This is a genomic window from Erysipelatoclostridium sp. AM42-17, from assembly GCF_003480255.1.
Lineage (GTDB): Bacteria > Bacillota_I > Bacilli_A > Erysipelotrichales > Coprobacillaceae > Faecalibacillus.
The window spans coordinates 24,240-39,045 of sequence record NZ_QUIN01000001.1 but is presented as its reverse complement, the minus strand read 5'-3'; the positions used below and the strand labels follow the sequence as shown (position 1 = coordinate 39,045).

The following is a 14,806-nucleotide window of genomic DNA, read 5'->3' as shown; positions in this document are numbered from 1 at the left end:
CCACCTTTTATCTGCTTTCTATTAATTCATTATTTAAATTCTTTATAATGGGCCTTATAATGTTGCATTTTAGAATGATACATTTTTTTATCAGCTAAACTTAAATATTCACTAATTGTTTTGTTAGGGATTTTTTTAACATCAATACAGCCAAAACTAAATCCACAAGGATAACTAACAGTATGTTCCATTTTTTCAACCAATTCATTTTGAATTTGTACAAGACGAATTTGACAATCTTCAGCACAATCTCTTTGTGATAAAACCAAAAATTCATCCCCGCCAAATCTAAAAATAAATTCATTTTCTTTTAAGTTTTCTTTTAAAATCTGACATACTGATTGAATGTAATAGTCCCCTTGAGAATGTCCATAATGATCATTACAATACTTTAAGCCATCAATATCAATAAAAGAAACCGAACAATTTATATCTTGATCCCATAATTTCTCAATGAGAATATTAAAAGCACGTCGATTGCCTACACCTGTTAATACATCTGTATTACTCATTTGTTCCATTTGATCTCGATATTGATCTAATTGCTTAATCATTTCATTAAAAGAGTCAGAAAAACTTCCCAAATTAGAAACAGACTGTTGGTAATCCCCTGCTGCAACTCTTTTAGCTACCCAAGATAAATGTTTTAAATTACTTTGTATACTTTTAACAGGTGCAGCTAAATAATGATGAGAATATTGAAAGTCTGCATCAATCTTTCCCTGTGCCATCTTTGTTAGCACATTTTTTTCATCTTTAATAATCTCCCCTAAGTATTCTAAACCATCAGCAAGTTGACTTACACTATTTGACAGTTTTTCACGATGAAGAGATGCTTCATCAGTATTATATAAAAGTTGTTTAATATATTCTAAAAAGATTTCTTGATCATTATTTTCCATCATCTACAGTACCCTTGAAGCGACATACACGGCTACCACTAGACCAACAATCAACTTCTCTTACCCTAAATGGTTTATTAGCATAAGCTTCTAATATACCCGCTAAAAAACCTTCATCATATTTACATACCACTTCACCAGTAGGAGGCAAACCACTACAATCAAGATCTTCATGAACTGTAATGATAAATTCCCCCTTTTCAAAATCAGCTTCTTCCATTCTTAAAATACCCACTTTTAAACTTTCTAAAGTTTTAGCTAATGTACTTACAAAAGTGCTCTCATCTTGATCTAAAGGCAAAATATTTTTAGCAAACTCCATCCCTGCCAAATAACCTGCCTGTCTAAAAATCTCGTCTGTTTTTTCTTTTCCAAAATTATTGAATAAGACATGATTCATACTGTATTCTAAAATTCTATAAACAAGAACCGGCATTTCTTCACCAAGATTTTCTCTTCCTTTTTTGATATCACCTAACTTTTTCCATTCAAATTGATAATGACTTTCAGGGTCTACTTCAAATATATTTTTCATCTTTACCCTCCTCATATAAAAAACACAAGTATAATTTCATTATATCATCACATCAATAAAAAACAATTGAAAGTAATAAAACTACCCTCACTTAAGTAAAGGTAGTTTTATAATTATTTTCTTATTTGTCCATTTCCATAAATAAGATATTTTGTTGATGTAATCTCTGGTAATCCTAATGGTCCTCTGGCGTGTAATTTTTGGGTAGAAATGCCCACTTCGGCACCAAAACCAAATTGTCCTCCATCAGTAAAACGAGTTGAAGCGTTATGATAAAGACATGCAGAGTCTAATGCATCCATGAAATATTGAGCTGTTTCTTTATTTTCAGTAACAATTGATTCTGAATGTTTTGTAGAATATTGATAAATATGGCTAATTGCCTCATTGATATCTTCAACAACTTTTATATTACAAATATAATCATCATATTCAGTAGCATAATTTTGACTTGTTGCTTTTAAACACGAAATAATTTGTTGTGTTCTTTCATCACCATAGAGTGTTACTTTTTGATTAAATGCATCTTGCAACATTGGTAAAAAAGTAGGTGCTACATCTTGATGAACAATAATTGTTTCAATGGCATTACATACTGAAGGTCTTTGTATTTTAGCATTAATTGCAATTTCTAAAGCCATATTCAAGTTAGCTTCTTTATCTACATATAAATGACATCTTCCGGCACCCGTTTCAATAATAGGAACAGTGGCATTTTTTACAACATATTGTATTAAACCAGCACTGCCACGAGGAATAATCACATCGACATAATCATGAGCCTGAATAAGCTCATTAATTTGTTCTCTTTGTGTCGTTTCTATTAAAACAATACAGTTTTCAGGTAATAAATCTTTAATAGCCTCATTCATGATTTTAACTAAAATACGATTAGAATGTATTGCTTCTTTACCCCCTTTTAAAACACAAACATTATTTGTTTTGATACACAAAGAAGCAATATCAACGGTTACATTAGGACGTGATTCATAAATGATACCAATCACTCCTAAAGGAACACGTACTTGTTTAATCAACAAACCATTAGGTCTATTGATTGTTCTCACAACTTCACCAATAGGATCATTTAGTTCTACTACTTTTAAAATATCTTGAGCCATAGCTTCAATCCGTTCACGAGTAAGTAATAAACGATCGACCATTGATTCTTTAATACCATTATTTTTAGCATCTAAAATATCTTTTTGATTCTCTTGAATAATTAAATTAACATGAGTTAATAAAGCATCACTTATTTTCTTTAGCGCTTTTTCTTTTACCTCTGGTTTTATATTTTGCATATAACGACTCGCCTCTTTTGCTTGTCTTAATTGCATTTGAATTCTATTATCCATGAACAACCTCCTTATAAATCACTAAATTATCAGCATGAACAACTTCATCATAATCTTTATAATGTAAAACATCCTCTATTTGATCACTATTTAGTCCTTTAATCAACTTAATTTCATCACTAGAATAGTTTGTCATTCCCCTAGCAACAAGATGTCCCGTCTCATCAACGATATCCACTACACTGCCAAGTACAAAAGAACCTTCAACATCTTTAATTCCTTTAGGAAGTAAAGATGTATGATGCATTTTAATAGCCTGTCTTGCCCCATTATCAACGATGATTTTACCTTTAGGTGAGGAACGATACATAATCCAGTGATCACGAGAACTTAATGTTCTTCCTGGTTTACCATCAAAATAAGTTCCAACATTTTTACCTTCTAATAAGTCAACTAAAACATGTTCTTGATTTCCATTAACAATAGCCATATCACAACCATAATCATTAACAATTTTAGCAGCTCTAATTTTAGTAATCATTCCCCCAGTACCTACAGCACTCGTTGCATCTTTAGCAAAATCCATAATTTCACGTGTGATCCCCTCAACGTTTTCAATAAGCTTTGCATTTTTATTAGTATGTGGATTATCGTTATATAATCCATCTATATCACTTACTAAAACTAATAATTGAGCATCAATAATGGGTACTAATAAAGAAGCTAAAGTGTCATTATCACCTACTTTAATTTCCTCTACTGCTAAAGTATCGTTTTCATTAATAATTGGAATCACATCATAATCAATAACCGATTTCATTGCATAATGAAGATTCATTAAACGTTTACGATCATCAAAATCATCATGATTTAACAAAATTTGAGCACACTTTAAATGATATAAATTAAATAATTCTTCATAAATTTGCATTAAATGAGCTTGCCCAACAGCAGCTAAAGCTTGCTTTTTAGCGATATCTTGAGGACGCTTTTCAAGTTGAAGAACTTGCATTCCTGCATTTATTGCACCCGAAGAAACTAAAGTTACTTTGATTCCTTTTCTTTTTAATATAGCTATTTGACTAATAAGATTTAAAATTCTTTCTTTATCTAAAGTCCCACTTTCATTACATAAAGAAGATGATCCAATTTTAATAATGATATTATCAATATGTTGTAAATTACGCATTTAAATTTCCCCCGTATTTTCAATCAATTATACCTTATCACACCATTTTTGACAATAAACAGAGCGAATAATATATAATAACTATTTATACATATTATAATTTTTTATTATTCCCTTTTACATTATCAATAAAATGTTAAAATAGTAATAAATTATTGAGGGGGACAATACATGAATTTAATTATACCTAAAAACTATGATCCTGTCTTATCTTTAAGACAAACACAAGAAGCTATTAAATATATAAGAGATACTTTCCAAAAAGAATTTGGTAAAGCTCTTCATTTAGAAAGAATTTCTGCGCCATTGTTTGTACCAAAAAGCAGTGGTTTAAATGATAACCTAAATGGTGTAGAAACACCTGTATCATTTAATATTGTAGAATTAGAAAATGATCCTATTGAAGTTGTTCATTCACTTGCTAAATGGAAAAGAATGGCATTAAAAAAATATGAATTTAACTTACATGAAGGTCTTTATACAAATATGAATGCCATCAGAAAAGATGAAACAGTTGATAATCTTCATTCATATTATGTAGACCAATGGGACTGGGAAAAAGTTATTTCTAAAGATGAAAGAAATGAAGAAACTTTAAAAACTCATGTTAAAGAAATATTTAAAGTTATCAAACATATGGAACATGAGGTATGGTATAAATATCCTCAAGCTGTTAATCATTTACCTGATGATATTCATTTTATTACCAGCCAAGAATTAGAAGACTTATACCCTAACCTTTCTGCAAAAGAAAGAGAAAATGAAATTACTAAAAAATATGGTTGTGTTTTTATCATGAAAATTGGACACACTTTAAAAAGCGGACAAAAACATGATGGGCGTGCACCTGACTATGATGATTGGAACTTAAATGGTGATATCTTATTCTGGTACGAACCATTACAATGTGCATTAGAAATTTCTAGTATGGGAATTCGTGTTGATGAAAAATCACTTGTAGAACAACATGAATTAGAAAATTTCCAAGATCGTCTTTCATTGCCATATCATCAAGCTATTATTAATAAAGAATTACCTTACACTATTGGTGGCGGTATTGGTCAATCAAGATTATGTATGTTATTACTCAAACGTGCACATATCGGTGAAGTCCAAGCAAGTATATGGCCTCAAGAAATGATTGATGAATGTAAAAAACATAAAATTTATTTACTATAAAAAGTGTTCTAACGAACACTTTTTTCTTTCATATATAATTCTATTCCCTCTTTAAAACGATGAAGTCCATCTTTTAATCTCTCAAATGGACAAGCTACATTCATTCGGATAAATGCTTGTCCATTTTTACCATACTCTAAGCCATCACTTACATATAAACCAGTATGCAAACGAATAAATTGGGTTAATTCAACACTATCATGACAAATACGATGACAATCAATCCATAATAAATAAGTTGCATCCCCTTCTACTAAATGAATATTCTTTAATTCTTTTTCAATAAATTTTTTAGCATAATCCTTATTATGTTGAATATATTCATTTAATTCATTAAGCCATGTTTCACTTTCATTAAATGCAGCTTTAGTAGCACAAATTGCAAAACTGTTAGCTTCGGCAACTTCATCAATATTAATACCTCGATTCACTTTATGACGCAATACTTCATCATAAACAACAATACAAGCACTATGTAAACCTGCCATATTAAAAGCTTTAGTTGGAGCAATACACGTTATACTATTTTCTAAATTTGTTTTTGATACAGAAGCAAAGGGAATATATTCTTTGCCCGGGCGAACAATATCACAATGAATCTCATCACTCAATACAATAACATGATGTTTTTTACAAAGCTGACCTATACGATCTAGTGTCTTACGATTCCATATTTTTCCAATTGGATTATGTGGATTACAGAAAATCATTAATGATGTTTGTTTTAAAACTAATTTTGCTTCTAAATCCTCAAAATCAATATGATACTCATTACCATCATAGACAAGATCACTCGATATAACATGTCTCCCATTATTTAAAATAGAATTATAAAAAATATTGTATACTGGTGACATAATCAATACATTTTCACCGACTGTTGTCACTTTTCTAACAATTGAAGAAATGGCTGGAACAACGCCGGTTACAAACATCATCCATTCTTTTTCAATATGAAAATGATGCCTTCTTTCCCACCAGCTTTGATAAGCTGCAAAGTAATCATCGCCTATTACATTATACCCAAATATTTTATGGTCCACCCGTTGATGTAAAGCATCAATAATAGCTGGAGCTGTTTCAAAATCCATGTCCGCTACCCACATAGGAAGTTCGTTTTCGCCAACATCCCATTTATAACTATCACTTCCTCTACGGTTTGTCATTTTAGAAAAATCATACATTTTCTTTATTCCTCCTCTACAATAATATTTACATCTGAATTATCTTTTTCATCCATGATGATTTCACCAATACTTTTAGCTCTAATTGTGCCAGAAAGAGGATGAGTAATACTGTCAATATGACTATTAATTTCAACGTCGATATCTTTGCAAAATTCAAACGCTAGATTTGTATTAATCAGTTTACAATTAATCATTTTTAATCCTTCAATATAGCATAATCCTTGTAAACTCTCTATTGTACAATTAATAAAAGTAATATTTTTAGTATTCCAAGCCAAATATTCGCCAATAATAACAGAGTCATAAATTGTGATATTTTCACAGTTCCAAAAAGCATCTTTTGATATCAATTTAGAATTTCTGACAACAATATTCTTACCACCATCAAAACAATAATTAGCTGATAAACGTAAATCATTAATTTCTATATTTTCACTGTTCATTCCAAAATAATCGCCCTTTGCTTGAACTGCATTTATCTTAATGTTTTGACAATTCCATAATGTTTCTTGACTGTTTAACAAGTTAACATGATCTAATGAAATATATGTACTTCTTCTAAATGTTTTAGGTGCGTCAATAACACTATCTTTAATATCAATATGATGCGTATACCAAATACCTGAACGTGCTGTTTCTAATAATGTACTGTTATTTACGGATACATTTTGGCAGTACCATAATGGATACTTCCATTTAAATATAGTATCTTTAATATCAATATTTTGGCTTTCTTTTAATGGAGATTCTCCATCTTCAAAAACACTATCTTCTATTTGTATATGATGACTTTGAAATAAAGCTCTTTCTCCTATTAACTTTTGTTGTTTTACAACTGTATTATTCATTTTCTTCATACTCCTTTTTTAAACAATAAATCAAATAATCCAAACATTCTATTTTTCTTTGTTGTTGGTGTAACTTTTCTATTAGACCACAACGATGACATTGCAATAATTTAATCAGTTTTTTTAAATCCTGCATTTCATATCTTAAAAGACATTCTTGAATTAATTCATCGTTACAATCTGCAGCTTGTAAATTAAGTAAAATGTCTTGAACTTTTTGATTCATCTTTTTATCACTTCCTTACTACTTTATTTTAATAAGCATTAAACATATAATCCAATACTTATATTTCATAGTTTTTTATGCTTGTAAGGCATATATAAAAGTATTAAAATATCTCTAGGAGTGATCATTATGGAATTACGTTTATTACAATACTTTCTCGCCATTGCAAGAGAAGAAACAATTTTAAAAGCTGCAGAAAGCTTACATATAACTCAGCCTACTCTCTCTAGACAAATGAAAGAACTTGAAGATTATTTAGGAAAACCATTATTTATTAGAGGAAGTCGTAAAATCAGTTTAACAGAGGAAGGCATTATTCTTAGACAAAGAGCAGAAGAAATCATTAGTTTAGTTGAAAAAACGGAAAATGAAATCATGCTTCTAGACGAAGAAATAAGTGGCGATGTTTATATCGGTAGTGGTGAAACAATCGGTATGCAAATCATTGCTAAAGCAATTAAAAAATGTCAGGATGCCTATCCTCACATTCAATTTCATTTATATAGTGGAAATGAACAAGATGTCGTCGATCGTCTTGAAAAAGGATTACTTGATTTTGGGTTAGTCATTCAACCTGCAAACATCTATAAATATAATTATTTGACCTTACCTTATAAAGATATTTGGGGAATTTATGTTACTGCTACTCATCCTTTAGCTTTGCATAACAAAATCACTTCCTACGATCTTAGTCCCTACCCTTTAATTTGCTCAACTCAAGAATTAAAATATAAACAATTTGAAAACTGGGCACAACAAGAATTTAAACACTACCATATATCTTCTACTTACAATCTTATTTATAATGCTTCCTTACTTGCAAAAGAAAACAACGCTATTATAATTGGTCTTAAAGACCTCATTAATCATGAAAGTTTTAAATTTATTCCTCTTTTTCCACAATTAGAAGCAGGACTTGATGTCATCTGGAAAAAGTATAAAGTCTTATCTAAACCAGCGCAATACTTTTTAAATGAATTAAAAAAGCAAATAAAAAGCTATTAACTCCAATGAGTCGATAGCTTTTTTAATTATTATTTTAATTTTAATGTAGCTAATTGATTAGCAAGACCAATATAACTTGCAGGTGTCATATCAAGTAAAGTTTGACGATCTTCATCAGATAAGACTTCTAATCCTTTTGCAAATTCCATAATTGCTTCTTGAGAAATATTTTTTCCTCTAGTTAGTTCTTTTAATTGATCATAAGCATCAGAAATACCATATTTTCTAAGCATTGTTTGAATTGGTTCTGCTAAAACTTCCCATTTTTCATTTAAATCATGAGCTAGTTTTTCTTTATTAACAACACATTTAGCTAAACCATTTGTTGTTTCGCTAATAGCTTGAATTGAATATCCAAATGCTAAACCAATATTTCTTTGACTTGAAGAATCAGATAAATCTCTTTGCATACGAGATTTAGGTAATTTATTAGATAATCCTACACAAATATTATTAGACATATCAATATTTGCTTCACTATTTTCAAATCGAATTGGATTAACTTTATGAGGCATTGTACTACTTCCTACTTCTCCTTTTACAGGGATTTGTTTGAAGTATTCCATTGAAATGTATAACCACATATCAACATCAAAATCAACTAACACATTATTAAAATGACGAATACCGTCTAATATATGACATGTATAATCATGACTTTCTATTTGTGTTGTAAGTGGATTAAAAGTAAGTCCTAAATATTCTTCAACAAACTTTTTAGCTAATGCTTGCCAATCATAATTAGGGAAAGCAGTTAAAATAGCACTATAGTTTCCTGTTGCTCCATTAAATTTAGCTTTGATTTTAATGTTTTCAACATTTTCAATACTTGAATAAAAACGATAAGCATATACTTTAAATTCTTTACCAATTGTTGTTGGTGTTGCTGGTTGACCATGAGTATGAGCAAGCATGGCATCATCTTTATGTTCTTCAGCCCAACCATTAATCATATCAGCAAATTCTTTAGCTTTTTTTAACCACACATCTTTTAAACCATGTTTTAACATACAAGCATAAGATGTATTATTAATATCTTCCGAAGTACATCCAATATGAACAAAACTAATTAAATAGTCATACCCCATATCTTTTAATTGATGACCAATAAAATATTCTACTGCTTTAACATCATGTCGTGTTGTTGCTTCAATGTCTTTAATAGCCTTAAATGAATCATAATTGAATTCTTTAGAAATAGCTTCAATCTTAGCTAAGTCTTGTTTATCAAACTTAGCTAAGATATCACTTTCAACATTTTCAATTAAGAACTTTAACCATTGAATTTCAACAAAAACACGATATTTAACTAATGCATATTCAGAAAAATATTCTCCTAGTGCATCTTTTACTCCTGAATAACGTCCATCTAAAGGACAAAGAGTTAAACATTCAAATTCTTGTTTTTCCATTCTATTTTCCACCTTTAAAATAATTTACACCTGCTTCAAATAATTTTTGGTCCATTTCACCATAAACATTTTTAAAGCGATTTTCACCTTGACGTTCACTATGTCCCATTTTACCAATAACACGTCCATCCTTAGAAATAATTCCTTCAATAGCATACATTGAACCATTTGGATTATATGGTGTTTGCATTGTTACTTTTCTATTAGGATCAACATATTGTGAGAATACTTGTCCATTAGCAAATAATTCTTCAATCACTGGTTCAGGAGCAACAAAACGTCCTTCACCATGAGAAATAGGAATAACATGAACATCTCCAACTTGTACATTAGCAAGCCATGGTGATTTTACACTACCAATACGTGTATCTACAAATTGAGATAAGTGACGTCCGATTGTATTAAATGTTAATGTTGGATCATCACTAGACATATCTCTAATTTCTCCATAAGGTAATAAACCTAATTTAATTAAAGCTTGGAATCCATTACAAATACCAATCATTAAACCATCACGATGATCTAATAAATCTTGAATTGCTGTCTTTAACTTAGGGTTTCTAAGTACAGTAGCGATAAACTTACCAGATCCTTCAGGTTCATCACCAGCTGAGAATCCACCAGGTAACATCACTATATTAGCACGTTTAATAGCTAATTCCAAAGCATTAATTGATTCTTCTAACATGGCTTCTGTTTTATTTCTAATTAACACAAGTTCAACTTTTGCTCCTGCTTTTTCAAAAGCGCGTTTTGAATCATATTCACAGTTTGTTCCAGGAAATACAGGAATAACAACTAAAGGTGTTTCTACATATTGTTTTGGTTGTAATGTAGATCTTGTTTTACATTCTGCTACTTTAATTTGAGTAGTTGGTGCTTTTTCTCTAGTAGGATAAACACTTTCTAATGGTGCTTTATTAATAGCATACGCTTCAGTTAAAGTAATTGCGTCACTACCATATGATAAAGTATCTGCATCATTTAAAGTAGCTACAACACGATATTGATCAAAGACTGCTAAATCTTCTTCTGATTTAACTTCAATAACGATATTTCCATAATCCTTTGATACATAACTTTTTAATGAATAATCAACATTAAAAGCAGCTCCAATATGATTACCAAAAGCCATCTTACTTACTGCTTCAATAACTCCACCATCTTTAACAGTATAGGCACTATATACTTTACCTTCTTGCATAAGTTTATGAATAGCATCATATTGTTTCTTTAAATGATCAAAATCAAATACTTTAAATTGATCTTTATTAATCATAACTTCAGCTAAAATATGTCCTGCTTCTTTTGCTTCTGGTGTCATCACATCACTTACATCACTAGAAGTAATCGCAAATGAAACAAGTGTTGGTGGAACATGAATATTTTCAAATGATCCTGACATAGAATCTTTACCACCAATTGAAGGTAAACATAATTCTTTTTGAACACGATAAGCACCTAATAAAGCTGCCATTGGTTTACCCCATTTATAAGGATCATCTAATAGTTTTTCAAAATATTCTTGGAAAGAGAAACGAATTGTATGATAATCGCCACCCATAGCTACAATCTTAGCTACTGATTCAACAATAGCATACATAGCACCATGATATGGAGACCATTTTGCAATCTTAGGATTATAACCATAAGCCATTAATGAAGCAGTTGTTGTTTCTTTTCCTAAAACAGGAATTAAAGCAGCCATACCTTCTGTTTCAGTATGATATGTACGTCCTCCATAAGGAGATAATACAGTACCATTACCAATTGAAGAATCAAATCGTTCTACTAATCCCTTTTGACTTGCTACTGATAAACGAGATAAAACTTCTTTTGTTGTATCAACAAAATTATTTTGTTTTACTTCATCAAACGGAGTTTGTGTAAAATCAGGTAATGTTACTTTAACATCTTGGTAACGCTTAGCACCAGCAGCATCTAAGAAATCACGAGAAATGTTAACAATATCTTTTCCCATATGCTTCATCACTAAACGATTATCATCAGTAACAACAGCAACACGTACAACCTCTAAGTTTTCTTTAGCACATTCATTTTTAATGAAGGCTTCATCTTTTTCATCAATAACAATAGCCATACGTTCTTGAGATTCACTGATAGCAAGTTCAGTACCTGTTAAACCTTCATATTTTTTCAAGACAGCATCTAAATCAATAACAAGACCAGGTGCAAGTTCACCAACAGCAACACAAACACCGCCAGCTCCAAAGTCATTACATCTAACAACTTTTTCACTAACCTCTTTGTTTCTAAATAATCTTTGAATTTTTCTTTCTTCTACTGGATTACCTTTTTGTACTTCAGCCCCAGCAGTTTCAATTGATTTTACATCGTGTGATTTAGAAGATCCAGTAGCCCCACCAATACCATCACGACCAGTACGACCACCAATTAATAAAACAATATGATCTTTTAATGGTTCAAGACGTTTAACTTGTTCTTTAGGCGCAGCCGCAACAACAGCTCCAAGTTCCATTCTTTTAGCTACATAACCTTCATCATAAATTTCATGAACATAACCTGTAGTTAAACCAATTTGGTTACCATAACTAGAAAAACCATGTGCTGATTCTTGGCATAATTTACGTTGTGGTAATTTACCAGGCATTGTATCTGCTAAAGCTTGGCGAGGATCTCCTGCTCCAGTGATACGCATTGATTGATAAACATAAGCTCTTCCTGAAAGTGGATCACGAATAGCCCCACCTAAACAAGTAGCAGCTCCCCCAAATGGTTCAATTTCTGTAGGATGGTTATGTGTTTCGTTTTTAAACATTAACAACCATTGTTCGTCACCTTCATTAGTATGAACAGTTATTTCTACAGAACATGCATTAATTTCTTCAGATACTTCCATATCATCTAAATATCCTGTTTTTCTTAATTCTTTCATGGAAATAGTTGCTAAATCCATTAAAGTAAGCGGACGTTTTGTATCAATACCGTAAACTAAATGACGGCTAGTCTTATAGTCTTCTACGTCTTTTTCTAGTATTTCTTTGAAAGCACCACTTTCAATATCTAAATCAGTAATAATTGTCGCAAAAGTTGTATGACGACAATGATCTGACCAATATGTATCTAATACTTTAATTTCTGTTTCAGTAGGATCTCTTTTTTCTTCATTCTTAAAATAATCTTGTGTTACTTGTAAATCTGCAAGATTCATAGCCATTCCATTATCTTTTAAGAATTGTTTTAGTCCTGTTTCATCTAATTGATTAAAACCTTCTAATACAGGAACAGGTTTAATAACAGGAGCTTTATCTGTTAAATCATCAGGTTTATCTAAACTAGCAATTCTTTGATCAACAGGGTTGATTAAGAAATGTTTAATTTTTTCGATTGTTTCTTCATTATGATCAACATCAATAACAAATAAGCGTGCACATTTAACTTTAGAGGAAGTATTCCCTGTTAAAATTGCAAAACATTGTTCACATGAATCAGCTCTTTGATCATATTGACCTGGTAAAAATTCCAAAGCAAATACTGATTCTTTATCTGATTTTGGATAATCTTCATCATAAACATTATCAACCATTGGTTCTGCTAGAATTGTATTAATTCCTTGTTGTAATATTTCTTCATTAATTCCTTGAACATCATAACGATTAATAATACGTAATGAATGAATTGTAAGTCCTAATTGTTCTGTTAAATTGTGTTTAATTTCATTAGCTTCAGTAGCGTATTGTTTCTTTTTTTCTACATAAATTCTTCTTACATGACTCATGAATGCTCCCCCTATCTAAGACCGATGTCTTTACGATAATATTTACCATCAAAATCGATGATATTTGCAGCTTGATATACTTTATCAAGTGCTTCTTTTAAAGATTGTCCTTTAGCACAAATATTTAAAACACGTCCTCCATTTGTAACTAATTTTCCATCTTTTAAAGCTGTCCCTGCATGGAAAACAACAATATCATCAGCCACATCTTCTACATGACTAATTTCAATTCCTTTTTCATATTTTCCTGGATAACCGCCACTAGCAAGAACAAGACAAGCTACATGATTATTAGACCACTTCACTTCAACTTGGTCAAGTTCTCTTTTAGCACAAGCCACCATAATTTCGTATAAATCACTATCTAATCGAAGTAAGATAGATTGTGTTTCTGGATCTCCAAAGCGAACATTAAATTCTAATACTTTAGCTTGTCCATTTTCAATCATTAAACCAATAAAGACAACCCCTCGGTAATCCATATGATCTTCTTTTAAACCTTTCATAAATGGATCTAATACAGTTTCCTTTAAAACTTCATCCATGTTATCTGGCATAAAGGGATTTGGTGAGACGGTTCCCATACCACCTGTATTAGGTCCTTTATTACCATCGAAAATTTGTTTATGATCTTTTGCTGAAACCATAGGAACAATTGTTTTACCATCTGTAAAGCAAAGTAAAGAACATTCGAATCCAGTTAAAAATTCTTCTAAAACAACTTTACTTCCAGCACCATCTAATGCTCCATCAACCATCATTTCCTTTAAAGTCTTAATAGCATCATCTTTGTTATCAACAATGACGACACCTTTACCAGCAGCAAGACCATCTGCTTTAATTACTAAAGGAAAATCAAAATGATCAATTTGATTCACTGCATCTTGATAATCCGTTACTTCTACATAACGTGCTGTAGGAATATGATGTCTAATCATAAAATCTTTAGAGAAAGCTTTACTTCCTTCTAAAGTAGCTGCATGACGTGTAGGTCCAAAAGCAAGGAATCCAGCTGCTTCTAAATCATCAGCTAAACCATTACATAAAGGAACTTCAGGTCCAATGACCGTTAAATCAATTTGATGTTCTTTAACAAAAGAAACAATCATATCATTATCTTCAACACTACCATCAACACATGTACCAATTTGAGCAATTCCTGGATTACCAGGAATTGCATAGATTTGATCTACTTGAGGACTTTGATTCAATTTATAAGCAATCGCATGTTCACGACCACCGCTACCAATAACAAGAACTTTCATTTT

General features: G+C 30.8%; 12 protein-coding genes. 2 read left to right on the top strand and 10 right to left on the bottom strand.

From position 1 onward, the window contains the following. Positions 1-29: 29 nt before the first annotated feature. The 4 genes from DW911_RS00175 to proB all read right to left on the bottom strand — a co-directional run bounded on the left by DW911_RS00175 (position 30) and on the right by proB (position 3,921). Positions 30-905 (bottom strand): sensor domain-containing diguanylate cyclase, encoded by an 876-nt coding sequence (locus DW911_RS00175; protein ID WP_118430844.1) that lies wholly within the window; start codon positions 903-905, stop codon positions 30-32. Beyond that, a complete protein-coding gene (locus DW911_RS00170; RefSeq protein ID WP_118430842.1) occupies positions 892-1,437 on the bottom strand; it encodes a V4R domain-containing protein in 546 nt (181 codons plus the stop codon). The genes DW911_RS00175 and DW911_RS00170 overlap by 14 nt, the downstream gene beginning before the upstream one ends. A gap of 113 nt (positions 1,438-1,550) precedes the next feature. Further along, entirely contained in the window at positions 1,551-2,792 is a 1,242-nt protein-coding gene (locus DW911_RS00165; RefSeq protein WP_118430840.1) for a glutamate-5-semialdehyde dehydrogenase, read from the bottom strand. Beyond that, positions 2,785-3,921, bottom strand: a complete 1,137-nt coding sequence (proB, locus tag DW911_RS00160; protein WP_118430838.1) for a glutamate 5-kinase — start codon at positions 3,919-3,921, stop codon at positions 2,785-2,787. Before proB ends, DW911_RS00165 begins: the two co-directional genes overlap by 8 nt. Before the next feature lie 171 nt (positions 3,922-4,092). Here proB and asnA point away from each other — a divergent pair, with 171 nt between their 5' ends. Then, positions 4,093-5,100 carry an aspartate--ammonia ligase gene (gene asnA, locus DW911_RS00155; protein WP_118607331.1) on the top strand — a complete coding sequence of 336 codons (1,008 nt, stop codon included), beginning with the start codon at positions 4,093-4,095 and terminating at the stop codon, positions 5,098-5,100. Between the two features lie 8 nt (positions 5,101-5,108). Here the strand turns inward: asnA and DW911_RS00150 are convergent, their stop codons facing one another. Genes DW911_RS00150 through DW911_RS00140 form a run of 3 tightly spaced genes read right to left on the bottom strand, consistent with a single transcriptional unit; the run spans position 5,109 to position 7,361 of the window. Continuing rightward, complete coding sequence (locus tag DW911_RS00150) at positions 5,109-6,284, bottom strand: MalY/PatB family protein (protein ID WP_118430834.1); 1,176 nt, start codon at positions 6,282-6,284, stop codon at positions 5,109-5,111. A gap of 5 nt (positions 6,285-6,289) precedes the next feature. Then, entirely contained in the window at positions 6,290-7,135 is an 846-nt protein-coding gene (locus DW911_RS00145; protein ID WP_118607330.1) for a DUF3737 family protein, read from the bottom strand. Further along, a complete protein-coding gene (locus DW911_RS00140; RefSeq protein ID WP_118430830.1) occupies positions 7,128-7,361 on the bottom strand; it encodes a hypothetical protein in 234 nt (77 codons plus the stop codon). Before DW911_RS00140 ends, DW911_RS00145 begins: the two co-directional genes overlap by 8 nt. 129 nt (positions 7,362-7,490) lie before the next feature. Between DW911_RS00140 and DW911_RS00135 the strand changes: the two genes are divergently transcribed. Beyond that, on the top strand, positions 7,491-8,366 hold the full coding sequence (locus tag DW911_RS00135; RefSeq protein ID WP_118430828.1) for a LysR family transcriptional regulator: 876 nt from the start codon (positions 7,491-7,493) through the stop codon (positions 8,364-8,366). Between the two features lie 29 nt (positions 8,367-8,395). Here DW911_RS00135 and purB read toward each other — a convergent pair whose 3' ends face one another. From purB to purD, 3 genes are read right to left on the bottom strand one after another with little or no spacing between them, the layout of a single operon-like run. Further along, entirely contained in the window at positions 8,396-9,778 is a 1,383-nt protein-coding gene (purB, locus tag DW911_RS00130; protein WP_118430826.1) for an adenylosuccinate lyase, read from the bottom strand. Between the two features lies 1 nt (position 9,779). Then, positions 9,780-13,538 carry a phosphoribosylformylglycinamidine synthase gene (locus DW911_RS00125; RefSeq protein WP_118430824.1) on the bottom strand — a complete coding sequence of 1,253 codons (3,759 nt, stop codon included), beginning with the start codon at positions 13,536-13,538 and terminating at the stop codon, positions 9,780-9,782. 11 nt (positions 13,539-13,549) lie between these two features. Further along, positions 13,550-14,803, bottom strand: coding sequence for a phosphoribosylamine--glycine ligase (gene purD, locus DW911_RS00120; protein WP_118607329.1), 1,254 nt, complete (start codon positions 14,801-14,803; stop codon positions 13,550-13,552). Positions 14,804-14,806 lie beyond the last annotated feature (3 nt).

Bases quoted from the DNA above. Each gene is read 5' to 3' on its own strand.
- DW911_RS00150 (WP_118430834.1), bottom strand. From the start codon at position 6,284: ATGTATGATTTTTCTAAAATGACAAACCGTAGAGGAAGTGATAGTTAT.
- purD (WP_118607329.1), bottom strand. From the start codon at position 14,803: ATGAAAGTTCTTGTTATTGGTAGCGGTGGTCGTGAACATGCGATTGCT.
- DW911_RS00165 (WP_118430840.1), bottom strand. From the start codon at position 2,792: ATGGATAATAGAATTCAAATGCAATTAAGACAAGCAAAAGAGGCGAGT.
- DW911_RS00145 (WP_118607330.1), bottom strand. From the start codon at position 7,135: ATGAATAATACAGTTGTAAAACAACAAAAGTTAATAGGAGAAAGAGCT.
- DW911_RS00125 (WP_118430824.1), bottom strand. From the start codon at position 13,538: ATGAGTCATGTAAGAAGAATTTATGTAGAAAAAAAGAAACAATACGCT.
- DW911_RS00170 (WP_118430842.1), bottom strand. From the start codon at position 1,437: ATGAAAAATATATTTGAAGTAGACCCTGAAAGTCATTATCAATTTGAA.
- proB (WP_118430838.1), bottom strand. From the start codon at position 3,921: ATGCGTAATTTACAACATATTGATAATATCATTATTAAAATTGGATCA.
- DW911_RS00135 (WP_118430828.1), top strand. From the start codon at position 7,491: ATGGAATTACGTTTATTACAATACTTTCTCGCCATTGCAAGAGAAGAA.
- DW911_RS00140 (WP_118430830.1), bottom strand. From the start codon at position 7,361: ATGAATCAAAAAGTTCAAGACATTTTACTTAATTTACAAGCTGCAGAT.
- asnA (WP_118607331.1), top strand. From the start codon at position 4,093: ATGAATTTAATTATACCTAAAAACTATGATCCTGTCTTATCTTTAAGA.
- purB (WP_118430826.1), bottom strand. From the start codon at position 9,778: ATGGAAAAACAAGAATTTGAATGTTTAACTCTTTGTCCTTTAGATGGA.
- DW911_RS00175 (WP_118430844.1), bottom strand. From the start codon at position 905: ATGATGGAAAATAATGATCAAGAAATCTTTTTAGAATATATTAAACAA.